Here is a 25,803-nt window from a genome sequence, read left to right as displayed (position 1 = left end):
AGCTGCAAGGCGCGTAGTTTCACTGCCGGGTCAAATAGAAACCCAGGAACATGTCGACCGCATTTTCGACGATGACATCGCGTTCCTGCTGGGAGTAAGTTTCATCAATGCCGACAACTCGTACCCAGAGAAGAGGCTCGTCAATGAGTCCGAGGAACTGCCGCGCGGCGAGCTTCGAGTTTTTGATTTTTACCAGCTTCCGTTTTGATAACGCTTCGAGGTAGGTCGCGACTGCGTCCATCGCGGGAGCCTTGCCCTTTTCGAAGAACGTTTTGGTGAGAGCTGGAAAGCGGGGACCTTCCGAGATGACCATTCGCAGAAACGCCACGGCCTCTGGAGGAATCCAGAAATTTGAGACAGCGTGACCAAGCCGGGTCAGGCCAACCTTCGGGTCGCGCAGCGACTCCTCGTCGCGCGTAATGTCGAACACAGGAAAGCTCGCCCAGATACGGGCTGTCATCGCCTCGAACAGCGCTTCCTTGCCATCGAACTGGTTATAGAGTGTGCGCCTTGCCGCATTGGATTCGGCTGCGACGCGGTCCATACTGGTGCCCTCATAACCATGCTGCAGGAACACGCGGGTAGCGGCATCCAGTATCTGGTCGCGCTTAGTCGGTGCGGTGGCGGCCGCCTCCGACGGAAGCGCTTGCATCGTGGACTTCGGCCTCGATGCGACCTTGCGCGCTGGTTTCGGGCTCTTCTCGATGTTTGCAGTCTTTGCCACGGATGGTCGACGCTTGACGGGAAATAAACGTCAGATTGTACGCAATGCGGGATGGTCGAGTGTTTCATGGCCGTCAACCCGCGCCGCTGATGAGTCTAGCGAGTGGTCGCAACCGGTTTGCCCTTGAATAGGTTTCGAGCAATCAGCAGGCATGCGACAAGAGCAACGAGTGCGAATCCAGTGACGCAGACACCGTTCCAGCCTCCCGCAGTCCACGCTCCTGCGCCGATTGCAGAACCCAGTGCGCCGCCAGCGAAGGTGAAGACCATGTAGACGGTATTGAGGCGGGCGCGTGCACCCGGGTCAAGCTTGAAAATCCGCGCCTGATTCGCAATCTGGCCGGCCTGGTTGCCGAAATCGAGGAGGTTCACTCCAACAACAAGCGCGAATATGGAGATGTCGCCGCCGGCAACAAACGCGGCGAACGCTAACGCTCCCGAGCATAAGGAAATAATGTTCACAGCGGTGGGTCCGAAACGGTCTGAAAGTCGGCCGCATTGCGGTGCAATCAGAGCGCCTGTCGCGCCCCATAGTCCGAAAAGGCCTGCCTGAGCTGACCCAAATCCAAACGGCGGTTGTGCAAGATGAAATGCCAGTGTTGCCCAGAAGGCAGAAAACGCGCCGAACATCGAAGCGCCAAGCGCCGAAGAAAACCGCAGGTCTCGCCACTCAAGCACGAGTTGAGGTAGCGAAGCTAAAAGCGATAGATAGGACTTTTTGTCTGCTGCTGACTCAGTTTGCCGTTCCGGGATGTATCGCGGCAGAACAATTAGAAGAAGTCCAGTCAGAGCAGCGGCGAGAAAATATGACGCGCGCCAGCTACCGCTGAATTGGCCAACCGCGCCGGACACGGTTCGCGACAGCAAGATGCCGAGAATCAGACCGGTCTGCATTGTGCCAACTACCCGGCCAGACTTCCCCGGTGCCGCGAGCGATACCGCGACGGGAATCAGCACCTGCGGAACGACAGTAACGGTCGTTACCAGAAGCGTGAGTAGCGCGAGCAGATGGACCGACGGGCTCAACCCCGCGCAAATCAGCGCGGCGCAGGTTAGCGCGAGGAGGACTCGAATCAAACGGCGTGGGTCAGCTCGGTCTGCCATGGGCACGACCAGCAGAATGCCGGTAGCGTAGCCAACCTGAGCCCCGGTCGCAACGAGCCCTGCAGTCGATGCTGACGCGTGAAAGCTGGTCGCGACCGCCGATAGCAATGGTTGGCAAAGGTAGACGTTCGCGACCGTAACGCCGCACGCGGCAGCCATCATTGGAATCGCGCCGCGTACACCGTGCGGTGCCGTCGAAGTGTTATCCACGTGAAATCGCCTTCTTGAAGTCAGTGACCATGGCAACGCTCAAGCTTGTTCCGCGCTGGCCGCGTCGATTGCAGCGAAAGCCTCACGGGCGGCATCAAGCGCGGCGATAGCGGTCGGAAGCCCGGCAGAAAAGCCAAGTTGCATGAGCACTTCGGCAATTTCTGCTCGCGAAGCACCGGCCCGCAAAGCAGCGCCAATGTGCATTTTCACCGCACCTAACCCTGCTGAGCCCAACGTCGCGCACGACGCGATGATGACGAGCTCGCGGGTTCGCAAGTCCAGGTTCGGGCGACCGTACAGGTCACCAAATTCCCATTCAAGAATGTATTTGCCGAAATCCGGCGCGACACCCTTGAAATGGTCGATGAATGCAGACGCCGACGCGCCCATGACATCTTCGAAGCGCTTCGCCCCTGCATGAAGTCGGCTGGAATCAGCGGATGTATCGGTACCAATTGGCTTGGATTGCATATGACCTCCCGTTTGAGAACAAGTCTGCATGGTGCTACACTGCACTGCACAGTGCAATGCATTTTTAAAGTTTTGCGTCACGACGGACAGGCCCGAATCTGGCTCTGCTTGTTGGAGATGCTTTCTATCGAGGAGCTTTGCGATGAGCACACCGCCCGAAAAACTGGGTATGCCGATAGTTGGTTTGGGGACTTACCAGTTGCGAGGTCGTGAGTGTGCCGAGGTCGTGCAGACGGCGCTTGCGATGGGTTACCGTCATATTGATACGGCCGAAACCTATAGCAACGAGGCCGAGGTTGGACAGGCGCTGGCGAATTCAGGCGTTCCCAGAGAGTCGGTTTTCGTGACAACCAAGGTCTGGCCTCACAACTTTCACCGCAACGATTTTCTGACCTCTGTCGAGGAATCGCTTGGAAGACTGAGGACGGACTATGTGGACCTGCTGTTGCTTCACTGGCCGAACGACGAGGTCCCGCTTGAAGAGCCGTTAGGTGCTCTCGAGAGGCTCATTGCAGATGGGAAGGTGCGCAACGGCGGTGTCAGCAATTTCTCGGTTAGTCAGTTGAAGAACTCGCTGCGAATCGCAGGTCCGGCAATTTCATGCAACCAGGTCAAATGTCATCTCGGCGCGGTCCCAACAGATGTCATTCATTATGCGGCTGAAAACTCCATTGTCGTAACAGCGTATTCGCCGCTCGCCAAGGGCGCCATCGCAAAGCAGCACCACCTCCGCGAACTGGCAGAGAAATATGGCAAGACCGCGTCACAGATTGCGCTTCGCTGGCTGACCCAACAAGGGGTTGCAGTGATACCCAAATCAAGTAAGCGAGAGCGCCTTGAAGAGAATCTGGCGTCAGGTCAGTTCACTCTCGACCCAGCAGACGTTGACCTGCTCGGGCGCCCGTAAATCATCCCGCTGTCCCTTCATGAAACCAGGGCTGTATTCGACTAACTGATGGAGAAACACATGACTGACTTAACCGACAAGGTCGCCCTCGTCACGGGCGGCAGCAAAGGCATCGGACGAGCAATCGCTCTCGCGTACGGGAAGGAAGGAATTTCGGTCGCGTTGACTTACGTCACCGACGAAGACTCGGCGCACGATGTTGTACAAGAGATTGAAAGTGATGGCGGGAAAGCTTTAGCAATCCGCGCGGATGTCCGCGATGAAGGAAGTGTCAAGGCGATGGTCGGCAGCGCACGTGATGCCTTCGGGCAAATAGACATCCTGGTCAATAACGCCGGCGTCACGATGCCTAAACCTTGGCAGGAAGTGACCATTGAAAACTGGAACACAATCGTGTCGATCAACCTGACATCTGCATTCATTGCGACACAGGAAGTGGTGCCCGAAATGGTGAGCCGTGGATGGGGCCGAGTCATCATCCTGTCTTCGGTCGCAGCGCAATTGGGCGGCGTCGTCGGACCACACTACGCAGCCTCAAAAGCCGGCCTGATTGGCCTCGCTCACGGTTACGCGTCGGTGCTCGCCAAAACGGGGGTGACAGTCAATGCGATTGCGCCGGCACTGATTGAAACGGGGATGCTCGCGGGCAATCCAAACATCAAGAAGGAACTGTTGGTAAAGGAGCTTGGAATAGCTGGACCCGAGCGCCGGAATGACTTCAATTTCTCCTTGCTGGAGATCGCTGATATTCTATCGACGGGCGAAGAGATCGCGCGCCGGGAGAACCACTGGAAAGAAGTGCTGGCATCTCGGGAGCATGGGTACAACCGGAACTGAGGCTAGCCGGCGGAGAGCGAGGGCCGTCGCGCTATGATGAAGTGCTCCCGGGGAAATTCGCCGGGAGCTTCAGTCGCGGCCCAGCCAGTTATAGCGCGTCGCCGGTCACCAACGAGCCGTCGGACCGGGCGCATAGCAAACGCGCCGTTCGATGCCGAAAGCAATCCTATCGTCGCACCGTTCAATAGCGCCTATATTACAAACGGGTGCGCTCGCGACCGACGCGCATTACAGCCTAACATGCGCCGTTGCTGCGGAAACCTAAACGGGTCTTTACGTGAAACGGAGGTGGTTTATGCTAGACGCGTCCGAAATAAAGGCACTCGCTGAAAAACACGGCGTCACCGGCGATGTCTTGAAGCTTGTTGGAGAAGTCGAGCATCGAACGGTCGCTTTAGTAATCGTCAGGTCGGCACTTAGCTTCCAGAAACCGAACGCCATCACGGACGATGCGATCGGAGCGGTCCACCACCTCACCCGTTAGCGCGCACGGTCGAAAAGTGGTTAATTTAGTTTATGTCAAATACGTAGGATTACTACAGAAATGCAGTCCAGCTGCGTTGGTTTAAGTAAATTTGTTCCCGTTTTTAAAGTAATTTTGTTCCTGCCTCCCTGGACGGAAATCAGCCTACGCTTCATCTTCATCGCGGTTTTCGCTGCGACGAAACGGCGACGGACGGGACACACGTTCGCCTGCACGATATGCTAGTTATATCCTGTTCCAAACGGTAGTGTAATGGACGTACCAAGATCAGGCGTGGCTGCAGCGCGATACGACATTGCGAGACTGCTCGTCAGCCCCCGAGGCGATGTGTGCGAGCGGACTTCGCAACTGGATACTAGTCCTGCCGGGGCATTAAAGCGAACGCAGAAGGCGTTGTGTCAGCTGCGCACGATCGTTGCCATACAAGTGGTAGCGCTCATCGCTATGGCTATCCTGTGGTCTCGCTTCGGATGAGCGGGTCTTGATTCGACGAGTTCATCATGCGGCGTTACTCACTCAGGCAGCTATCGTCGGCGACTTCGATCTGACTGTAGTGGCCGGCTGCGTCGCGGCGGCTCGACAACCGGGAAGGGCTCATTTCCCTTCAAATGCCTTCCTCATCTGCTGCGCCCGCTTGTCGTCGTCGCCGTGCAGATAGATGGATGTAGTTGAGACCGAAGCGTGCCGAAGATTGTCGCGCACGGTCGTGAGTTCGGCGCCGTAGGCAAGCGCATGGGTCGCATGCGTGTGCCGCATCCAGTGCGGACTCGCCCGGCGCAGCTTCCCGGCAAGCGGTAGATGATCGGCGGCGACCAGTCCCGCCACTTGACCGAAAAACCGCCTCAGCACTGCCCATAGGCGCATGCCACTGATTGCACCTGCGTCATCGCCATCAAGGCTTCCGATGAGCGGTGTGTCGGACTTCCACCGCGCCGGTGAAACGGGGAGTCGCCTTGCCAGCAGATACCGCGTGAGTGCATCCCATGCCAGCGGCGGGAGTGCGACCTTCCCCGCCTTCCGACCTTTGCCGGTCACCCGCAGCCAGTGCTCGCCGCGCGCATCCGTCTCAATGTGACCTAGCCGTGCGCCGACCAGTTCGCTGGCCCGCAGGCCTGTCGCGAAGCCGACGTCGAGCAGGCAGCGCAGCCGCTGCGCGGCAGGCGCGGACCAGCCATATGACCATTCGAGTCCGTCGGCGATCGCCCGAACCAGCAGCCACTCGCCTTCCGTGAAGGCCCGGGACGCGTCCAGATCGGCAGATTTTGTGCCCCCGCTGACCTTCACGCCTGCGAACGGGTTGGAGAGCAGGTAGCGCTGTTCCATCAGCCACCGGAACAGCGCGCCGAGAATCGACAGTGCATGCGCGGCGGAACGTGGCGACAGGCCGCCGGCAAACGGGCGCCAGTCCGGCGCACTGCGCGGCCGCAACGGCCCTACCCAGCGCTCGCGCGGCGTAGGGCGGCGCAGGAATGTCCTGTAGACGACGGCATCTTCCGTCGTTAGCAACGACAGCGCCCTTCCCCGTTCGACAATCGCCCAGAGGATCAGCCGCTCAGCTTCCTTTCGGTACGTGCGCTGCGTCGCCGCGGCTTCGTGCAGCGAAAGCCATGCCTGCACCGCTTCGTAATCGTTGCTGGCGTCGAGCGTGCAGGTCGCGGGCGGCGCCCGGAACGTTCCCGCCGAACCGTCCACTTCGTGCGGCAGACGCAGACTCTCCCACGGCACGATGCTGTCCGGGTTGTTGGTTGCGATGAGCGCCCTCGCCCGCTCCGTTAGCGCTGGATGAGCGGTGAAGAACGCCTCGATCTGCTTTGCGCTGGTTGCGCCAAGATCAGGAATGCTCTTCCACCATTGTCGCCGGCGCGGAATACGCACGGTAAGGTCGGCCAGCGTGACGATCCCCTTCGCGTGCAACGCGCGCACTGCTCTCGCCGGAAACCACTGTTCAACGGGGTCGGCGATCCGCGGTTCAGGTGGTTGCGCGTGCCGCAGCACCTCGATCACCTGCGCGACCGCTTTCGCGTGGCCCACGCGTTCGCCGGCTGGATGGCCGAGCAGCGTCGCCAGATCGTCGCGATGCGCTAGACGCGCGGCCGCGATGAGCGCGCGCCGGATCTGGCTTAGCACACCGCGCGCCGAACGCCTCTGCCCGGCCTTCCTCGGCAGATAGCGTCCGACTGCTTCTCGCGACGAAAGACCGGCGTACCAGGCGCGCAGCGCGGCAAGCTCGTCTGCATCAGGAAAATCCCCGTTTCCGACGGGCAATTGCGAAGAAGCGAGGCGCGTTTTCATAAGCGCCAGTTTGGCACAGTGACCTTGCCCTCGTTTGACGAATCCCATAGCTGGGGGGAATTATGCGGCTTCGCCTCGCTGAGCTGCGAACCAGTTCTTTTCGAACGTCATGGGGCTGACGTAATCGAGCGTTGAATGTAACCGACGCGCATTGTAAAAGCCCAGCCAGTCAATCACCTCATCCATTACTGCTCGCCGAGTGGCGAAGTGTCGTCCGTGCATGCGTGCTACCTTCAGCGAACCCCATAGACTTTCCGTCGGCGAATTATCCCAACAATTTCCACGTCGGCTCATCGACGAACGCATGCCGTAGGCCTTCAATGTGTCCTGAAACAGGCCGCTGCAATATTGGCTGCCCCTGTCGCTATGCACGATTACGCCGGCGTCAGGGCGACGCCGGAACCACGCCATTCGCAATGCGTCCGTGACTAGTTCAGCTTTCATGTGTGGCTGCATCGACCAGCCCACCACCTGCCTGCTGAACAGGTCGATGATAACCGCGAGGTAGACCCAGCCTTCGGCTGTCGCCAGGTACGTGATGTCGGTCGTCCAGACCTGGTTCGGTGCGTTAGCGGTGAAGTTGCGCTCCAACAGATTCGGCGCCACCGGCAAATCGTGGTTAGAGTTTGTCGTCGCGATGTACTTGCGCTTGTGGCGAGCTCGAATGCCATGCTGCGCCATCAGTTTGCGAACCCGTTCTTTACCCACGCGCACGCCTTGTGTGAGCAACTCCCTCCACATGCGGGGCCAGCCGTATTCGCCTTTAACCTGCGTGTGAATTGCCTTGACTTGCGCGAGCAGTGCATCGTTGCTTACGCGGCTTCGGTGCGGCTTGTCCTGCGCGGTGCGTTGCCGGCGCTGATGATATCCGCTGGGACTGACTTCCAGCACTTCGCATAGCACCGAGACTGGCCAGTAGCGTCGATTGTGCTCGATGAAGGCGTACTTCACATCGATTCCTTCGCGAAGTACGCTGCGCACTTTTTTAATATATCTCGCTCCATCTTCAGGCGCGCTACCTCCGCACGCAGCCGCGCCAGCTCCATCTGTTCCGGGCTCACGGGCTTCGTGCCTGCTCCCGCGAGCTTGCCTTCCCGGTCAGCCTTCACCCAGTTGTACAGTGTCTGTTCAACCACACCCAGTGTCGCCGCCACTGCTGCCATGCTTTGCCCGGCTTTCACCAACCGTACCGCTTCCAGCTTGAACTCGAGCGTGTACTGTGCTCGCTTTGCCTTGCTTGTCATCGTTCTTCTCCTTGCTTGAGTTTACCTGTTCAGCAAGGGATTCGTTTTTCGGGGGCAAGCTCACAGAAATGCGGCTACCAGGATAAGAAGGCTTATCTTAATAGCCGTCAAAAACGCCGCTCCTTGGGTCTAAACTCACCTCTTAAAATCCACTAATGGGCGTCCGGCTGGACTGCTGGTGGGCTCTGAAGACACAGCGACCGTTTGCCCATTAGCGTTGGTCGGGCGGCCGCAGCAGGCGTTCGGTTGGCCACTCGCTTAGAGTTGCCGGAAGTGTGTGTTCTGCGGCATGTTTGACGCGAAAACTGAACGTGGTGTTGCACAATACTGCCAAGCTGGCAAATCGGATATTGCGTTGCGAAGCCGCGATCCTCCAAGGACTGATTGCGTAGCACGCGATCACCGCAAAGGGTTCCGACGTGCCACCGCTGTTTGAACCAGTGGCCCACCGATCGATCCGGTCGCGGGCGGTGCACGCCGGTTACCTATGCTGAAAGGGAGCGAATAAAATGACTACACCCGCAGTGAAAGCAACAGTATTCGCAGTTGCCGACGAGCCATATTGTGTTTGGGAACACCCGTTTGACACACATAATTTGGATTTTCTTAGGGGAGTCGACGCGGAATACTTCGACGCCGTCGGCCGCATGGCTGGTACGGAGTTCCAAAAGACCAAAGAGGATGAGCATCGCGGCGCCACCGTCGCGCGGTTAGCACTTCATCAAGGAGTTGAGACGCTCTATTCGCTGTTGGCAGCGATGCTGCAGGCCCCGAAAAGCGTCTATGCCTGGCTTGCAAAATGCAGCAATCAGACTCTCCGAGATATCGTTGCCTCGATATCCAAAGGATCTTTTTCGGAACCAATGCAGCTTCGAGGGCCGACCCCCACCTGGGAACTGCTCGCGGTCTATATCTTTGAAGACGCGGGAGGCGACCCGGAGCTACGGGCGACTACAGCCAGGAGCTTCGGGGATCTATGGACACGGCTCGCGCATGATTTTGTCGACCCAAACACGGCGCAAGAATACAACAGCCTGAAGCATGGCTTTAGAGTCGCGCCGGGCGGTTTTACGATGGAGATTTCAGGGCCGTCCACTACACCCGACGCGGGTGCACTGCAGAAGATCGCTCTCGGCGGCAGCGCCCATGGGGTTAGCTACTTCCATCTTGAGAAGATTGGCGGGGAAAACCGCACTAACCGCAGCATCGCCGGACGTCTATACCGCAGGAATTGGAGCGCTCCGCAGACTATCCTCCTGCTGGAACTCGTCAGTTACTCGTTAAGAAATGTAATTTCAAGGCTGCAGCAGATCAACGACGTGCCGAGCGATGCCGTCAGGTACTGCTTTCCCACCGAAGAGCAGTTCGCTGCTCCTTGGGCACATTCGGTCGGGCTTGTCGGTATCAACATGAATCGGACCATGCCGATGGAACTCGTGCGCGCGACCACGAAGCAAGAATTAAACGACTTGCTAAAGGGTTGGCGATCGCAGGCCGACGCACAGGCGCAATAAGCACTCGGCGGCACGACAGTTGCCCCTTTTCAACCGCTTAAAGAGGACCGGCAGTGCCACGTTCGTCGCCGAATCTCACGTGTGACCCTGTAACGGGTGATCACGAGCCAGACACAATGGTTTAATAGCACGCGCTGCCGCAATATGCGCCAAACGAGAAGCACTATGGACAAGGATGCAATCCTGAGAGCAGCCGGCATTGATGGGGACATGCTTCGCGAGCTTCAGGTCGGCCCAAAGCCACTATTCGTGCGCTTCCACTTTTCGCTGCCAGTCGCGCAGAGATTTTCGGACCTGACGGGTATCAAAACCGATCTTGAGGCCGTCGAGAAAATCTGCGGCCGCCTGATCGCAGAAAAAGACCAGCGCGTGTTTCGCCCCGAGGCTGACCTCGGGATATCGATGGACGCGATTTTTTTCTCAGATGCGCTGTTCGCGGCAGCCGTTGTGCGCTTCCTGCGCACCCATCAGTCAGGCGCACGCTGCGGGATCCCTGCGGCATGGGTGCGTGATCTCCCTCCCGCGCTCAGGGCCGTCCATGAGCACATCAAGGCCTATCGCGACAAGTTCATCGCTCACGCGGTCGCACCACTTGAAGACAATCAGGTCTTTGTCTGCGTGCAAGTCGACGGTGAGACACCGGGAACTGTCACCGAAGTTAATGTTGATCACGGTCGCTTGATGAGCGGCGGCGGGCTTGATGCGTTTGCCCTCATGCAACTGGCGAAGGTTCTACGCGCAAAGGTTGAATCAGAAATTGAGATCGAGGCAGCGCAGGTGCTGGCGGCAGCGCGCGCGATGCCAGTCGAGGACATCATCAAGCGCGGTAGTCAGCAGGTGCCTGTGCCATCCACCCGGGCAGTGAGCAAGGGACGGAAAAAATTCATCGACAAGTGACGAATGACGACATGCCTGGCGCAGATCGAAGTTCATGGCAGCTCCGGTAGCATCTTTAAGCATGACACTTCGACTCCGCTGACCCAGCGCATCCTCAATATAACTGGACCCCTTATGGCGATGAGCGACGATTTCGATTACAAGGCGTACTTGCAGCCTATCTGGACAGACTTGCGGCCCGCCAACGAGCGCTTCCCGGCGTTCAGGCCTTTGATAGCTCACTATTGCTCCATAACCACGCTGGAAGCCGTGGTCAAAAATGAGCAGTTCTGGTTCTCGAATCCACTCTACATGAACGATTTTGAAGAGCTGGTGTTTGGGCTGGTGAATAGCCGGAACAGGTTCCGGGATAACACCGCAATCAGAAATGCCTTCAAGACGTCCGACCAATACGACAGGTTCCGAGAGCAGGTTTTATGGATATTCGATCAGTTCGACAAAGGCCTGATGTTCGACATCTACATTGCCTGTTTCTCAGCGCATGACGCAGCCGACAATGACGGTCTGCTGTCAATGTGGCGGGGCTACGGGGCCAATGGTAGCGGCGCTGCGATCGTGTTTAACACGGCAGCGCTAACCGAAATCCCCCACTCCCCGCTACGTGTCGATCCCGTCACCTATGGGACCAGCGACGAACGGCTCGCGTGGATAGACCAGATTCTTGAGAAGTTTGCCGAACTGGTGAGCGCTCGCGATATCCCAGAAGACGCAGTATTCACCTGCGCGTCCGAGCTTTTTGAGCGACTTCTTACGTTTTCCGTCTTCACAAAGCATCGCGGTTTTCGGGAGGAAAGCGAATGGCGGGTGGTGTACTCACGGCACTACGATCCCAACCAGATTCTGACGGGCATGCTGGGCTACTTTATCAACGGTGGGACGGTTGAGCCGAAGCTAAAGTTTAAGATCGCACCACTGGACGGTGCAGCTGCCGGCGGCGTCACGCTGGAGGCGCTTGTCAGCAAAATTATCCTTGGCCCGAACGGTGCGTCGGTCCGCTCAACCATGGCAGTCCGGCGAATGCTGGAAACCCTTGGCAAGCCGTTACTTGCAGAGCGTGTCGTGACATCGTCCACGCCGTATCGGGCGAAGTAGAATCCCGTTCGCGCTGACGTCATAACGGCAGGAGGTTCCGTAGAGGAACCAATGACCGGTATGTCACGTCTGCGCATGCGCGCCTTTGCGCGACAGGGGATTCTTCGCCATCGTCTTGTACCCACGAACGAGCGCAATGGCCGGACGCCGTGTACAGATGCATGCCGAGCGGTAGGGTGGGAAGAAATCAACCCTTCGGATGGCGCCATATCGCCTATGCATATTTGAACGAAGAGCCGCTATCAACGGTCAAGCGACGTCTATACGTCTGCCATCGACTTGCACGAACGGCCATAGTTGGGGTATGAGCAAGGTAAGCGCAATTTGCTATCATAAGTCTTGAAGTGATGAAATCCCTTGCGCTTATGCTCCAAATGCCATTTTCCGGCGGCCTACCGCTTGAACTCCCGTGAGCTAAACGCCTGATCGAACTGCCGATCTCGCTGTACCTCGTCGCTATGCAGATAGGTCGACGTCGTCGAGATCGATGAGTGCCGCAGGTTGTCGCGCACCATGATCAGTTCGGCGCCGCGCGCCAGTGCGTGTGACGCATGGGTGTGCCGCATCCAGTGTGGGCTCGCGCGACGCAGCTTTTCAGCAGTCGCGGGCCGCTCGTCCCGGATCGCGTCGGCCACCAGCACGAAGAATCGCCTCAGCACGCGCCACAGCCGCGTGCTTTCGATGCCCGCGCCATCCTCATCGAGACTCGCGACGAGCGGCGTCGCCGTGCGTCAAGGTCTGCGTACCAACTGCGCAATGCGGCCAGCTCTGCTTTGTTGGGGAAGCCGGAGTCGGTCTCGTTGACGGGCAAGGTGTCACGCGTTTTCATGATCGCCAGTTTAGACCACAAACGATGCTGCACCGATAAGGTTATTTATCACGCTAGCGGCAGTTTCACTGTTGACCGCGTTGCTTCGTCGTGTCAAGGCTTAGAGCGACACGGCTGGACGCGTCGCAACCGCACATGGTTTTCGGTCGAGCTTTCGGGATTGGGCGAGCGAACATGGCTACGCGCGCGACCTTGCAGAGCGAGCCCTCGCGCATATCGTTGCGAACAAAGTCGAAGCCGCATACCACCGCACTGACTTGCTTGAGCAGCGCCGGCCGCTCATGGAAGCGCAGGCCAGGCACGTCTATTCGACCTGACGCTCGATGCTGCAATGTCCTATTCTCGCGTTCACAGAACTTCAAACACGCTATAGGTAGGTCCATTCGCGAAACGATGGCCGGTGCCGATAGCAATGATACGATTCAGCCACTCGTATCGACCGGACGGTGCTTCGAAGATGGGGTTGATCCGGAAGTAGTAGCTTGATGGATCGACGACCTCGCCTCTTTCGAGTCGCTGTATCACTTCCACCGGCCCATGGCGAACGCCGCGGTACGACATGGCGATCGTTGAGTCGTCCTCGGTTTTCAGAATAAGGCGGACGTCGAGCGTGGTGCTGCCATCGCTGCGCACAGCCTGCCAATCGCTGCCTCCGTCGAGCACTTTTCCGGACAGTCTGTCGCCTTCGAAAGATCCTGATGGGACGATACCCACACGGCGAAAGAGTCCTGGCGTGGCGCCGACGACGACAATCGGCCTGACGTCGAGTCGCATGACAAACAATGGGCGCATCTGCACGCGCTGAAGGGGTGCCGGAAGGCTCGCGAACAGTGTCGTGGTCATGATGTCTTACCTCGAGAATGACGACGCGGGCCTCCCCACGCCGTTGAGATCGATGGATCGTTCATTGAAGCGGATTGCGTACACTTCAGAAACTAGCGCCTCGTCCTTGGCTGGAACACTTCAGTGATGGCTAGCCAACCTCAGGATGCTGTTTTCCCACCATTGACTCTTATGATCTCGCCGGTGATGAAGCTTGCCTTGTCAGATGCGATGAACACGATGGCGTCGGCTATCTCCTCAGGGGTTCCAGCGCGCTTAAGTGGAACGTTCATGAGAAAAGCGGTCTTCCTCTCAGCGGTGGCGGTCAGCCGGTCGAGCATTGCGGTCTCGACCGGACCCGGAGCGATAGCATTGACGCGCACACGTGAAGCAGCGGCCTCAATCGCTGCCGATTTGGTCAGGCCTTCCACCGCGTGTTTGCTTGCAACGTAGAGAGAGGCGTTCGCCGCGCCGCGCGTGCCCATCGTTGATGAGATATTGACGATGCTACCGCTGCGCTGCGCCAGCATCACGCGCATCTCGTGCTTCATGCTAAGCAAGGTGCCGAGTACATTGGTGTCGAAGACTGCGGCATAGCCCTCGGGGGTCATGTCCGTTACCGGTCCGGACTTGCCTTCTGTGCCAGCAGAGTTGACCGCCACGTCGAGCCGGCCAAAGCGCGCCACCGTCTTATCGACGAGGTTGCGTACCTCGTCTTCGAAGCGGACGTCGGACTGTATGAACTCGGCTTCCACACCGAGCGTGCGAAGCTCCTCTGCCAGCTTCCAGCCTTCGTCCACGCGCCGCCCGGAGACGATTACATGTGCGCCTTCTCGCGCGAAGGCCAGCGCGGTGGCGCGGCCGATGCCGGTCAGCGCGCCAGTGATCAGAACGACGGGATTGGTAGACATTGCGTTTCCTTGGTGAAGATTGCGATAGCGCCTGAAAGAGCCGCTCAAAGATCGGCGCCCGTGGGGACTGACGATGATGCGCCCTTCTTGTCGGCCAATCCAGGCAGTGCGCTGGTAAAGCTTTTCCTGATCTGCGGCTGTGCAGACCCTCTGCGCGTCGTCATGAATATCGTAGCGGTCGGGAGACGGAAGATAAACAGGCTGGGATTCCGATCATTTCGGACACGCGAGTCCGTTGCGGCGTGCTGATCCGCGGTCTGCCGCGCAGTTTTCGTACTGCATCTGAAAGCTCGGTATCTGCTGCTGCGACTCGCCCGGCAGCGAATGGCTCGATTGCGGACTGCCTTGTCCTGGATATTCGGAACCTTAATCTATTTTTCTTATGACGGTCCGTCCATACACTTTCCCTCAAAGTCAAATGCCGGCGGTTGATCGCACATCGCCAGCGACTCAGTCCCGAGGAATTTATGTTCAAATTTCATTACGCCGTCAAAGTCAGTCCTTATAGATTCGCCCATCGCATGGTACGCTGGTCTGTAGCAACGAAACGGTGGCAGCGTAAGCGGAGCACACGATGAACTCTGCGACCCAGCCCACGTCCCTCGCAACGCTTTACTGGCCGGCCTCCGAACTCTCGCGCTGCCCCGGATGATGGACGCCGGCTTCGCGAGGCGTCCACCGATTGAATGACCTCCGTGTGGTCCATCTACCCTTCTCTAAGCGGCCCCATGCAGTCTCACGCCATGACCTCAATGCGGGGATAGTCGGTATAACCGTGCTCCGCTCCCCCGTAAAACGTACTGCGGTCATAGCCGCTCAACGGCACCTGCATTTCCAGTCTTTGAACCAGGTCAGGATTCGAAATGAACATCCGGCCGAAGCCTATCGCATCGGCGTGCCCTTCGGCGATAGCAGCGCTGCCGCTCTCGGCGTTGTAGCCTCCTGCTGAAATCACAGGCCCCTTGAAAACCCGGCTAAACAGTGCGGCATTGTTCGCGCTATCGACGCTCAGGTCTTCCCCGGCACCGATCGACGACGAACGCGGCTCAATCAGATGCAGGTACGCGAGGTGAAAGCCGTTGAGTTCGCTGACCAGGTAACCGAACAGTGCTTGCGGATCGCTGTCGTACATGTCGTTGAAGTTGCCATGCGGTGACAGGCGCACACCGACCCGGTCCCCACCTATCGCCTCCGATACTGCGGCTACAGTCTCAAACAGAAGTCGCGAACGTCCGGCGATCGAGCCGCCGTAACGATCCGTGCGGCGATTGCTACCGTCCTGCAAGAATTCGTCGAGGAGATAGCCGTTGGCAGCATGCAGTTCGACGGCGTCGAAGCCGGCCTCGATCGCGTTGCGCAGCCTGGCGGAAATCTTCGACGATCGCGGCCACTTCCGCAGTCGCGAGCGCTCGCGGCGTTTCGAAATCAATCAGGGAGAACGTCGGCGTAAAAGCTTGGCCAGTCGCGGGAGCGATTGCGGATGGGCCGACAGGCAATGATCCGTCGGCGTTGTATGAAGAGTGGGACGCGCGTCCGCTATGGACAATTTGCAACGCAATGCGGCCGCCCTGTTCGTGAACCGCCCTCGTGACCTCGCTCCAGCCGGCGATTTGCTCGCGGCTATAAACGCCCGGCATGTTCGGATAGCCATGCGCCTGCGGCGTGATTGCGGTTGCCTCTGTAATGATCAGGCCGGCGGTAGCCCGTTGTGCATAGTAGGTTGCACTGAGCAGGGTCGGCACACCGCCTGCGGCTGCCCGCATGCGAGTCAACGGCGGCATCACGATCCGGTTGGGCAACTTCAGCGCGCCGAGGGACAAGGGAGCGAAAAGGTTATCGATGGACATGATGGTCTTCCTGTTACAGATAAGGTAATCAAAGTCAGACAGTAGATTGCGTGATTGGCGATGGCAAAAATCATCGCTTTAAACGTAGGAAAACTCAGTTTCTTATGCCTTTAGCAACCAGCCTGGGATCGTTCTGTACAACGGAGATTGCTGGCTTCGTTTCGCCTCTGCTGCTCACCAGCAGCAGAAGGGCTGCGATCTCGCACAGTGCACCGACCCATCCGAGGTCCTCCACTCCACCCCGGTTCAGCGTGTATGCCCCGATCGATGCACCTAGCGCAAAGCCGAGGTAGAGAAAGGATGCGTTAAGCGACAGTGCCACCGGCGCCACTTGACTTCCCGCGACCTGAATCAGACGAGCCTGTTGTGCCGGATGAATCGCCCATGCGGCAATACCCCATACGACAACGATTACGAGTACCGGAATCAATGCAACATGGGGAGAGACGAAGTGACCCAACAACGACAGCGAAATCAGTGCGACGGCGAGTACAGGCAGTCCAATCGCGATGACCTTTCTTGCGCCGAGACGGTCTGTGCCGATACCGCCAGCGAATACTCCCACCGCCGCCGCCGTTCCCCAGAGAAAGAAAGCAATACCGAAGTGAATAGGTTGCAGCGTCGTGGTTGACGAGAGCAAGGACGCCAGATACGTGTACACGGCATAGGTTCCAGATGACCAGAGTGTCGTCATCGACAACGCCTTCAGGACTGCCGGGCGTCGAACGATCGCGAAGCGTTCCCGAAGCCCTGCCACCTGAGCTGTCGAATCGGTATGCGTCTTGAGACCTACCATCAGCCCCAGGGTCGCAAGCGTGGCAAGGACTGCCACCGACACAAATGTCGCATGCCAGCCATATGCATTGCCCATTAGCGCACCCAGCGGCACCCCGAGCGCAATCGCGACCGTCGTCCCTGCGCTGACAATCGCCAGCGCTTGGCCGCGGCGGGCCGGTTCGATCAACGCGCTGGCGAGAGCGATAGCAGCGGGCATGTACACACCTGCAGTCAGCGCCAGCATGATCCGTGCAACGACCAGCATCCAGTAGCTGTGCGAAAGCGCGGCAATCACATTGCTGAGTGCGAACGCGCTCATGGACACGAGCAGCAGCTTTCGACGGTTGTGTTGGCTGGTTAACGCAGTAATCACCGGAGAGCTGATGGCGTAGGCCAACGCGAAGATCGTCACCAGTGTGCCGGCGGTGGCGGCAGAAACAGAGAGTTCCTTTGCCACAGACGGCAGGATGCCCGCGATCATGAAGCCCTCCGTGCCGATGGCGAAGGCCCCAAGGGCCATCCAGTAGAGTGGGGCAAGCGAAACACGGCCAGCGGGAACATTCGTCATTTGGGCACCTCGTTTAAGTCAGCATGCGTCATGCAGGTGAAGATACAAGAACGCAGATTTGAAATAAATCCGTATTTATATAACTTATTATTTCTATGATGGAATAATCTAACCAAACGCGTGCCCGGCACGTCAGGGTTAATGCATGGCTAGTCGACTGCTTCGGCGATAAACGAGCGTCTATATCGCAAGGTCGATCGAAACATGTTTCTTCGCTAAAGTGCAGCAACCAATCCAAGCTGCTGAGTCTGTGCCGCTTGCTGCCGAGCCAGTTGCTGTTGCTGTGCTTGCATGTCCTTCTTCAAAATCTCTTTGACTTCATCTTCAACTGTCGTGCGCTCCTTCGGCGTCATCGTTTGAAATTGTTCGGGGGAATGCCAAGTTGCGCCAAAATCGTTGCCCAGAGACGCTGCAATAGCGTTCGCTTGGCCAAACCATTCAATCGGGCAGGCAGGGAATGAAACGACAGTGCGTCTTTAGACGCCTAAAGACCTTTGCGAATCCGGACTAGCAAGCCCACTTGCAGGCGAGTTAGTCGAGTCAAAAATTTCCGTCGCGAAGCGACTCAAGGGTGAAAGGGCATTCGTGAGCGTATATGCTCTCGATATGTCAAATGCGATAAGCATTAGCGATGTATCGAGGGGTGGCGGATGGCACGATCGGCATCCCCCAACCCGCTTTGACGCGAACGAGCCCATAGCGCCGAGAAGAGGATCATTTCATGCCAATTGGCCGGCACTCGCAAACCGCGACACTGCGGTTTATAAATCAGGTCGCCACGCCGGATCGGCAAGCCCGTCAGCGCACAGCGCCCGCTCTTACGCGCCATCACGTTGATCCAGAGTTGGTCGACATAGTGACAGCATGTCGGGTCGCACCAGAAAACTAGCAGCGAGCTTTTGCCATGCGGCTCGATAGCTCTTACCGAGGTACGATGCCTGGTCCAGCTCGTCGCGGCAGGCAAGCGGCGAGTCGAAGGTTGAGCGCGATGCGCAGGCGCTAGTGCGGATATCTCAAGTATTGCGGAGGACTGCCCTGAAGCGACGGCGAGCGATATCAGGATTCGGTCCCATGAACTGCATTCATCCATACGGCTGATTTCCATGATCGATGTGTTCTTGTGGCTTCAGTAGTGTTGTCGCCGCCCTGCTTGCTTCGTCTACGTTCCAAGGCCCAGACTCGCCTAAAGTTTTATTGTGGAACTGCGCAATAGCCTGCGGACGAGACTGCCCTTAACCCGGGGCAGTTGGCGCGCGAAACGAGATTGGGACGCATTCCATGCCGTGCGCGAAGTCGCAACCCTCCGGGTCGCGATCTGGTCCACCCGATTCGGTCAAACCGACTCGCTCAGCGTCGGGTAGTCCGTGTAGCCCTCGGCGCCTCCGCCATATGCCGTCGCGCGATTGAAGGCATTTAACGGTGCGCAACGCAGGATGCGCAGAGGAAGATCGGGATTGGCGACAAACATCCGGCCAAATGCGACTGCGTCGGCGAGTCCGTCGCGCATCGCCTTCGCCCCGGTCTCAGCGTTATATCCACCTGCGGTGATGACCGATCCGGCGAAAAGATGACGGAACAAGGCCGCGTTGTTCGCGCTATCGATGCTTGCGTCGTCTCCGAGTCCAGCCGACGACGCACGTGGTTCGATCAGATGAAGATAGGCAATAGCCCGTCTGCTGAGCTCGCTGACGACATAACTGAAGTGCGGTACCGTGGCGCTGTCGTTTAGGCCGCCAAGATTGCCGTGGGGAGACAGCCTTACGCCAAGACGCTCCGCGCCAATCTCAGCTGAAATGCTGTCGACCACCTCCAGCAGCAAGCGAGCGCGATTTTCGATCGAGCCGCCATAGTCGTCCGTGCGATGATTACTGCCGTCTTGCAAAAACTGGTCGAGCAAAAAACCATTGGCACCGTGTACCTCAACGGCATCGAATCCCGCCTCCAGTGCATTCAGCGCGGCTTGCCTGAATGTTGCCGTGATGGCCGGCAGGTCAGCGGTTTCGAGGGCGCGAGGCGTTTCATACGGCAACTTCTGAAACGTGGGTGTGTAGGCCATGCCTGGCGCTGCAATGGCCGACGGCGCCACGGGTAGGCTGCCGTCGGCGTTATAGGACGAATGCGACCAACGTCCGTGATGGACAATTTGAAGTGCAATGCGTCCACGCTTTGCATGCACGGCATCGGTCACGGCTCGCCAGCCAGCGATTTGCGCCGGACTGTAGATGCCCGGCATCTGCGGATAGCCGTGACCCTGGCCGATGATCGCAGTCGCTTCAGTGATGATCAAGCCGGCTGTCGCGCGTTGCGCATAATACTCGGCGGTGATTGCCTGAGGTGTGCCGTAAGCATCGGCCCTCATGCGCGTCAAAGGCGGCATGATGATTCGATTCGGAAGCTGGAGCGCTCCTAACCGCAGCGGGGTGAAGAAGACGTCTTGGGTCAAGGCACGGCCTCGTGATAGTCGAGTTTCAGGTAGCGGCGTTAGCTGAACTTCAGTTCGCCGAAGTCTAGCGACACGAGCAAAGGTTCCGGGACCTTCTGCAACTGCTCGTCATAGGCGTAGATCCGCCGCGTTGTCGGCATCTTGATGCCTTGAAATTCCCGATAATTCGTCGTGTAGTTCGCGCCGCTCGCGCCACCGAGAATGTCGACTGTGTAGTCGTGACGGCGCATCAAACCGTCTGGGCCGAAATGCGTGATCTGCGTTTTGGTGTGGCTGGCAATGTAGTCGGGAAAGGTGACCTTCAGGCGGCGCCACTTCTCGCCATTTTCGTACCACGGTTCGATTTCTTTCGTTTCGAACCCGGGATAGGTGTACAGGAATGGCGAGGTCAGATAGGTCCACAACGCCTCGCTGGCAAAATACGCAACGTGGAATTTGTCCCAAGGCGTCTCGAGCGTCTGGCCTGCATAGGCTGCCTCCGGATGATCGCGCGTCTCGACAACATCGCCATTGAGCGTCTCCAATGTCAGCTTCCCAGGAACAAAGACGCTCTTCCGGTCGGGGGCGCTAAACGGCGTGATGGTGAGTTGCTCTGCGTGCGTCTTGATCGAGAACACCTTGTCGTTGAGAAGACCGGGTTGCTGCTTGAGATGCCAGATAGCCCCGTCGATCGACACGGGCGCCTGCAGTTCCGTGAATTCGTTCCAGCGTTCGAGTCCACCGTGCGCGGTAACCGCAAAATCCAGCAAGTCGTTCATAGCGTGCTCCTTTAGATAATCCAGGCGGTATTCCCTGAAACCACCGCGATTTGCAGCAACGACTGTTGCGATTTCAAGCGCAGAATCCCGCAGCGACCCGGCAGCGGACCGCGATTCAGTGCACAAATTCGCGGCTGAAATGGCTTTGCTGACAGGCATTAATCTAACCGGACGCCCAAATTTTCGAGCGCCACAAATCCCCCCTTTTGCGACATCGCGAGGTGAGTCGGGAGACGTCTGTGATGCCGGGGCCGTATCAGGAAATTTCTCGCTCCCACGGCGGCACCGGTTGCCATGCTTCGACCAGTCGATCGATAAAGAGCCGAACCTTCGGTGTCAAATGCCGCCGCGTCGGATAGATTGCGCGGATCGGCGCTCCCTCGACAGCAAAGTTCTGCAGTAACGGCCGCAGCCTGCCCTTGCGAATGTCCGTCGCTAGCAGATAGGTGGGCAGGTTCACGATCCCCACGCCGCTGACCGCCGCCGCGACAAGTGCTTCGGCGCTATCCATGCGCAAGCGGCCACTCGTCTCCAGCGCCGGTTGGCCGTTGCCGGAGAAGCTCCACGGCTGTGGACGCCCGGCGCTCATGAATTGAAGACACTCGTGATCGACGAGGTCGGACGGCGTGGCCGGCACGCCTCTTTCTTCCAGATAGGCAGGAGAGGCGCAGACTGCCAGATTTTGCGTTGCTACCGAACGTGCGATGAGACGCGAGTCCGGCTTGGGTTCGCCGATCCTGATGGCAATGTCGATACCCTCATCCACCAGGTCTACGAACCGGTCCGTGAAGCTGACGTCGGCCGTGACCGCGGGCCAGCTCGCCAGGAAGGATTCGATAACCGGCCGCACCTGCCGATGGCCAAGCGCAATGGGAACACTGATTCGCAATGCCCCGGTTGGCGTCGCGCTTCGCGCGGCCATTGCTATTTCGGTCTCTTCGAGATCGTCGAGAATCTGCGTGCACCGGGCGAAGAAGACCGAGCCGTCGTCCGTGAGCCCCAGGCTTCGCGGCGTGCGATGAAGCAGGCGCACCTGCAGACGCGTCTCGAGGCGGGCAACGATCTTGCCCACCGCCGAGCGCGTAATGCCGAGTTGCTGTGCCGCCGAGGTGAAACTTCCCGCTTTCACCACGGCGACGAAAGTCGCGATGTCGTTCACGTTGCCAAGTGCCACGTCGATTTCCTCGCAAGTTGAAACGTCCCGCGCCGCGAACGGGATGCCGCACGGGACGTGTACTCACGCCTGGACTCAGGCGACTGACTTCGCTGCCGGCTCCCGACTCGCAACGGGCGCCTGATAGAACGGGTAGTCGGTGTAGCCGGCAGCCGTGCCACCATAGAACGTATCGCGGTCGTAGTCATTCAACGGCAGTTTGTGACGGAAACGCTCCGGCAGGTCGGGATTGGAGATGAAGGAACGACCGAACGCCACCAGGTCAGCGCTGCCTTCGGCAAGGATCGCTTCTGCTGAATCCGCGTCAAATCCACCCGCAGCGATGATCACGCCGCGATAAGACTGGCGGAACAGACGCGCGGCGATAGGATTCTGGTCCCGGCTTTCGTCCGCAGCATTGCCCGCTACACGCGGTTCGATCAGATGGAGATAGGCCAGATCCAGTCGATCGAGTTCCTTCACGACATGCGTGAAGAGTGCCACGGGGTCGCTATCCGACATGTCTCCAAACGAGCCGCTGGGTCCAAGGCGGACGCTCACGCGAGCACTGCCCCACACGGAGATCGCTGCCTGAGTGATCTCGAGCAGGAAGCGGGTGCGGTTCTCGATCGACCCGCCATAAGCGTCATTGCGCTGATTGCTACCGTCGTGCAGGAACTGGTCGATGATATAGCCGTTCGCACCGTGAATTTCCACGCCGTCGAAGCCCGCCTGGAGACCGCGCTCTGCCGCGGAGCGGAAGCCTTCGACCAGCGCCACAACTTCGGCCTCGGTCAACGCGCGGTTCGGCGTACTCGGCACCCATCCGCTGGCGGTATAGGCCAGACCTTCCGATTCTACTTCGGAGGGCCCGACAGGCAACGCGCGATTCGGCTGCATATCACGGTGCGATTGGCGGCCTGCATGGAACAACTGGAGGAAAATGCGGCCGCCCTTTTCGTGAACGGCGTCGGTGATCTTTTTCCAGCCCGGAATCTGTGTGTCCGAATAGATCCCCGGCGCGCCCAGATAGCCGTTGCCATTTGCCGATACCACGGTTGCCTCGGACACAATAAAGCCGCCGTTTGAGGCGCGCTGTGAATAGTATTCGCGCATCAACTGATTCGGCACGTCGCCCTTCTCGGAGCGCATGCGAGTCAGCGGCGCCATCACGACGCGGTGTTGCAATTGATAACGTCCCAGTTTGATGGGCTTGAAGAGTTCAGACATGTCGATCACCTGTTCCGTGAATGGTGCGCCGCAGGCCCCGTCGCAGAGAAAGGCGGAGACCAGGCTGGCGCTGCATTTCTGCATGTGGCAACTGCTCGGGTGAGCAGATGGACAGAGATTAGGCGATCGTCCGTCGGCAATAAATACCCATTTTGATCCCACTTTATTTCATGGTTGGAACAATGCGGATGGCTGAATTACCTGCGCAGCACCGGCTTGTTCGCCGTGTCGCTAGTAGAAAACAGCTCGACCAACCAGTCGACGAATACCCGGACCTTCGCGCTCAGGTGCCGGTTCGGCGGATAGACAACATAGACGGGAATCGGATCGGCCCACCAATCGCCGAATGCAGGCTCCAGGGTGCCCTCATCAAAGTGCGTACGGCTTAGAAACGTCAGTGCATGCACGACGCCCAAACCCGCCAGGCCCATGGAGAGGCATGCAGTCGAATCGTTCGCGGTCAGCGTGCGATCGGGCGTCACCTCGACTTTCTCGCCGCTCCTGCTAACCACGATAGGGAAAACCCGTCCAGTTCGCGCCGCGACCATCTGGATCACATCGTGTCCGTGTTCGAGTTCGGACGGATGCTTGGGGCGACCGTGTCTCATCCAGTAACCCGGGGTCGCGCAAAGTACCTGACGGACTTCGCCGAGCCGTCTTGCGACCAACGACTGGTCGGCGACCTTCCCCGTGCGGACAACGCAGTCGATATTCTCAGCCACCAGGTCAAGCGGCCGATCGCTCACGCCGAAGTCCAGCTTGATATCAGGGTAGCGTGCGACAAAATCAGGCAGCGCCGGAATAATGAGGCCGAGGCCAATCGGAACCGGAAAATCCACGCGTAGCCGGCCGCGAGGATTACTCTTCGCCCGCGACATGACGCCTTCGAGCTCCTGAAGCTCGTTAAGTAGCCGTACGGCGCGTTCATAGTAAGCAGTGCCGTCGGTGGTCGGGCTGACCTTGCGGGTGGTGCGGTTTAGCAGCTTGGTATCCAGCTGCGCTTCCAGCGTCTGGATCAGCCGCGTGACGGTTGGCTTGGGAATGTCCAAGGTCTCCGAGGCCCTTGTGAACGTTCCTGTTTCCACCACGCGCACAAAAGCCTGCATCGCCTGAAACTTGTCCATGGGCAACCCCTGTTTGAATTTGCTTTGTCGAGTCACACCGGCAAGTGGTGCGACTCGATGATACATCGAGTCAGGGCCATTTTTTGTCGTCGCCAGGCGCCGCTTCTGACGGCATTGCAATCGCTTGTCGTCTTTAAGGGGACCCACGTTCCCCATTGATACTCCTACTCTCTGCTTAAGGAAGCAGTTCTGATCGACGGTCAGCTCAGGGCCCCCCGCGCCGTCGACACCCTATTTACCTGAATCGGAGAACATCCATGGATACCAATCAACTAGCCGGCTCGTCCACCAGTCCGCCCCTCGTGGGGAGCAGCGCGCTACACACGCCTATCAAGACCGCCTCGGACCGGCAATCGTGGCTCGCCGTTTTATCCGTCGCGGTCGGTTCGTTTGCCTTCGTCGCAACCGAATACATGCCCGTGGGCGTGTTGCCGCAGATCGCGCGAGAGCTCGGCGTCACACCCGGCACGGCTGGACTCATGACGACGACGCCGGGCATCATCGCCGCGATTTCCGCCCCGGCCCTGCTGCTCGCTGCCGGGCGCATCAACCGCCGGCTGATTCTGCTGATGCTGGCCGTACTCCTGCTGGCATCCAATCTGATCTCGGCTATCGCGCCGAGTTTCGCAGTGATGCTAATCGGCCGCGCCCTGCTTGGCGCGAGTCTCGGTGGCTTCTGGACCGTGGCGCTAGGAGCATCGGGACAATTGGTCCGGGAGGATCAGGCTGCCCGGGCAAGCGCGACGATTTTCATGGGCATCACACTGGCCACCGTGATCGGCGTGCCGCTTGGCACATTGATCGCCGATCTGACTTCGTGGCGCATGTCGTTCTTCGCTACCGCGCTTCTTGCGGCGTTGGCGCTGGCGGCGCAGGCCGTGCTGTTGCCGTCGATTCCGCCAAAGGCCGCGATGCGAACCAGCGACTTCGGCGCGATGCTGTCACGTTCAAACGTCAGACGTAGCCTGTTGATGGTGGGGTTGCTGTTCGGCGCGCACTTCGCGGCGTACACGTATATCGCGCCGTTTCTTGAGCGTAATGCTTCGCTCGGCGGACACTGGATTACCGCCGTGCTGCTTGGCTTTGGCATCGTCGGCTTCGTCTCGAACTTTGCGGTCTCGGCATTTGTCACGCGGCATCTGAAGGTGTCCCTGCTCGCGCTGGGGACACTCGTCATGGTTGCGCTGTTCGCGTTGCCGATGTTGCAGACATCGCACGTCGGCGTGATCGCGACAGTCATGGTGTGGGGCATCGTGTATGGCGCGATCCCGCTCTGTCTGAGCGTGTGGATGCAATTGACGTCGCCAGATCGCCCAGAAGCAGGCTCCTCCATGTTTGTCAGTACAGTGCAGATCGCAATCGCGCTTGGCTCGCTCGGCGGCGGCGCAGTGGTCGACCACCTCGGCATTGCGTCGACGATGCGCTTCGGCGGCGTGCTCGCCGCGCTCAGCTTGCTCGTGATCATGACATTCAGCACACGCCAGACGACGCTCAAAGAAGTGCTCGAAAAGTAACCGGTACGGTAACAAAACACAGTAATCGGCAGGCCCCAACAATCGGCTCCCA

The 25,803-nt window shown here is 58.7% G+C and carries 21 protein-coding genes and 3 pseudogenes; 7 read left to right on the top strand and 17 right to left on the bottom strand.

All coding sequences use genetic code 11. The annotated features are described in order from the left end of the window. Positions 1-19 precede the first annotated feature (19 nt). The 3 genes from OH764_RS35730 to OH764_RS35720 form a co-directional block, all read right to left on the bottom strand. Positions 20-652 carry a TetR/AcrR family transcriptional regulator gene (locus tag OH764_RS35730; protein ID WP_054926589.1) on the bottom strand — a complete coding sequence of 211 codons (633 nt, stop codon included), beginning with the start codon at positions 650-652 and terminating at the stop codon, positions 20-22. Positions 653-819: 167 nt separating this feature from the next. Next, positions 820-1,989: an MFS transporter gene (locus OH764_RS35725; RefSeq protein WP_054926588.1), complete on the bottom strand. Its 1,170-nt coding sequence runs from the start codon at positions 1,987-1,989 to the stop codon at positions 820-822. Between the two features lie 87 nt (positions 1,990-2,076). Further along, entirely contained in the window at positions 2,077-2,538 is a 462-nt protein-coding gene (locus OH764_RS35720; RefSeq protein ID WP_498851980.1) for a carboxymuconolactone decarboxylase family protein, read from the bottom strand. 112 nt (positions 2,539-2,650) lie between these two features. On the opposite strand from OH764_RS35720, the gene OH764_RS35715 reads away from it, so the two are divergent. Then, positions 2,651-3,415, top strand: a complete 765-nt coding sequence (locus tag OH764_RS35715; RefSeq protein WP_054926586.1) for an aldo/keto reductase — start codon at positions 2,651-2,653, stop codon at positions 3,413-3,415. A 60-nt stretch (positions 3,416-3,475) separates the two neighbouring features. Further along, on the top strand, positions 3,476-4,252 hold the full coding sequence (locus tag OH764_RS35710; protein WP_498851979.1) for an SDR family NAD(P)-dependent oxidoreductase: 777 nt from the start codon (positions 3,476-3,478) through the stop codon (positions 4,250-4,252). A 1,078-nt stretch (positions 4,253-5,330) separates the two neighbouring features. On the opposite strand, the gene OH764_RS35705 is transcribed toward OH764_RS35710, so the two are convergent. Both OH764_RS35705 and OH764_RS35700 read right to left on the bottom strand, forming a co-directional pair. Continuing rightward, complete coding sequence (locus OH764_RS35705; protein WP_498851978.1) at positions 5,331-7,028, bottom strand: site-specific integrase; 1,698 nt, start codon at positions 7,026-7,028, stop codon at positions 5,331-5,333. A 60-nt stretch (positions 7,029-7,088) separates the two neighbouring features. After that, a protein-coding gene (locus OH764_RS35700) for an IS3 family transposase (protein WP_498848630.1) occupies positions 7,089-8,272 on the bottom strand; the annotation gives its coding sequence in 2 pieces (ribosomal slippage) (positions 7,089-8,008 and positions 8,008-8,272; 1,185 coding nt in all). 509 nt (positions 8,273-8,781) lie between these two features. Here OH764_RS35700 and OH764_RS35695 point away from each other — a divergent pair. From OH764_RS35695 to OH764_RS35685, 3 genes are all read left to right on the top strand, one after another. Continuing rightward, a complete protein-coding gene (locus tag OH764_RS35695; RefSeq protein WP_498851977.1) occupies positions 8,782-9,786 on the top strand; it encodes a hypothetical protein in 1,005 nt (334 codons plus the stop codon). Positions 9,787-9,951: 165 nt separating this feature from the next. Further along, positions 9,952-10,683, top strand: coding sequence for a hypothetical protein (locus OH764_RS35690; protein ID WP_498851976.1), 732 nt, complete (start codon positions 9,952-9,954; stop codon positions 10,681-10,683). A 120-nt stretch (positions 10,684-10,803) separates the two neighbouring features. Then, positions 10,804-11,775, top strand: coding sequence for a DUF2971 domain-containing protein (locus OH764_RS35685; protein WP_498851975.1), 972 nt, complete (start codon positions 10,804-10,806; stop codon positions 11,773-11,775). Between the two features lie 392 nt (positions 11,776-12,167). On the opposite strand, the pseudogene OH764_RS35680 reads toward OH764_RS35685, so the two are convergent. Then, positions 12,168-12,497 (bottom strand): annotated as a pseudogene (locus tag OH764_RS35680) (tyrosine-type recombinase/integrase); the annotation flags it as partial. A gap of 136 nt (positions 12,498-12,633) precedes the next feature. On the opposite strand from OH764_RS35680, the pseudogene OH764_RS35675 reads away from it, so the two are divergent. Beyond that, positions 12,634-12,921 (top strand): annotated as a pseudogene (locus tag OH764_RS35675) (hypothetical protein); the annotation flags it as partial. Positions 12,922-12,952: 31 nt separating this feature from the next. Here OH764_RS35675 and OH764_RS35670 read toward each other — a convergent pair. The 11 genes and pseudogenes from OH764_RS35670 to OH764_RS35620 all read right to left on the bottom strand — a co-directional run bounded on the left by OH764_RS35670 (position 12,953) and on the right by OH764_RS35620 (position 24,237). Further along, on the bottom strand, positions 12,953-13,447 hold the full coding sequence (locus OH764_RS35670; protein ID WP_498851974.1) for a DUF3237 domain-containing protein: 495 nt from the start codon (positions 13,445-13,447) through the stop codon (positions 12,953-12,955). Between the two features lie 140 nt (positions 13,448-13,587). After that, the gene (locus OH764_RS35665) at positions 13,588-14,337 is read right to left on the bottom strand and encodes an SDR family NAD(P)-dependent oxidoreductase (protein ID WP_498851973.1); all 750 of its coding nucleotides are present in this window, start codon (positions 14,335-14,337) and stop codon (positions 13,588-13,590) included. Between the two features lie 736 nt (positions 14,338-15,073). Further along, positions 15,074-16,184 (bottom strand): annotated as a pseudogene (locus OH764_RS35660) (alkene reductase). Between the two features lie 94 nt (positions 16,185-16,278). Continuing rightward, complete coding sequence (locus tag OH764_RS35655; RefSeq protein ID WP_498851972.1) at positions 16,279-17,442, bottom strand: MFS transporter; 1,164 nt, start codon at positions 17,440-17,442, stop codon at positions 16,279-16,281. A 302-nt stretch (positions 17,443-17,744) separates the two neighbouring features. Further along, complete coding sequence (locus OH764_RS35650) at positions 17,745-17,882, bottom strand: hypothetical protein (protein ID WP_498851971.1); 138 nt, start codon at positions 17,880-17,882, stop codon at positions 17,745-17,747. Positions 17,883-18,154: 272 nt separating this feature from the next. Beyond that, on the bottom strand, positions 18,155-18,619 hold the full coding sequence (locus tag OH764_RS35645; RefSeq protein WP_498852023.1) for a DUF3331 domain-containing protein: 465 nt from the start codon (positions 18,617-18,619) through the stop codon (positions 18,155-18,157). Between the two features lie 243 nt (positions 18,620-18,862). After that, on the bottom strand, positions 18,863-19,972 hold the full coding sequence (locus OH764_RS35640; RefSeq protein ID WP_498851970.1) for an alkene reductase: 1,110 nt from the start codon (positions 19,970-19,972) through the stop codon (positions 18,863-18,865). Positions 19,973-20,010: 38 nt separating this feature from the next. Beyond that, complete coding sequence (locus OH764_RS35635; RefSeq protein ID WP_498851969.1) at positions 20,011-20,730, bottom strand: hypothetical protein; 720 nt, start codon at positions 20,728-20,730, stop codon at positions 20,011-20,013. Positions 20,731-20,986: 256 nt separating this feature from the next. After that, a complete protein-coding gene (locus OH764_RS35630) occupies positions 20,987-21,904 on the bottom strand; it encodes a LysR family transcriptional regulator (RefSeq protein WP_498851968.1) in 918 nt (305 codons plus the stop codon). Between the two features lie 75 nt (positions 21,905-21,979). Then, on the bottom strand, positions 21,980-23,113 hold the full coding sequence (locus OH764_RS35625; RefSeq protein WP_498851967.1) for an alkene reductase: 1,134 nt from the start codon (positions 23,111-23,113) through the stop codon (positions 21,980-21,982). Positions 23,114-23,310: 197 nt separating this feature from the next. After that, positions 23,311-24,237, bottom strand: coding sequence for a LysR family transcriptional regulator (locus OH764_RS35620; protein ID WP_498851966.1), 927 nt, complete (start codon positions 24,235-24,237; stop codon positions 23,311-23,313). Between the two features lie 257 nt (positions 24,238-24,494). On the opposite strand from OH764_RS35620, the gene OH764_RS35615 reads away from it, so the two are divergent. Further along, positions 24,495-25,751 (top strand): MFS transporter, encoded by a 1,257-nt coding sequence (locus OH764_RS35615; protein WP_498851965.1) that lies wholly within the window; start codon positions 24,495-24,497, stop codon positions 25,749-25,751. Positions 25,752-25,803: the final 52 nt, after the last annotated feature.

It is taken from the genome of Burkholderia sp. M6-3 (assembly GCF_050858985.1).
Taxonomy (GTDB): Bacteria; Pseudomonadota; Gammaproteobacteria; order Burkholderiales; family Burkholderiaceae; genus Paraburkholderia; species Paraburkholderia caledonica.
Note: the sequence above shows the minus strand (reverse complement) of the source record. Positions and strands in the feature narration are given on the sequence as shown.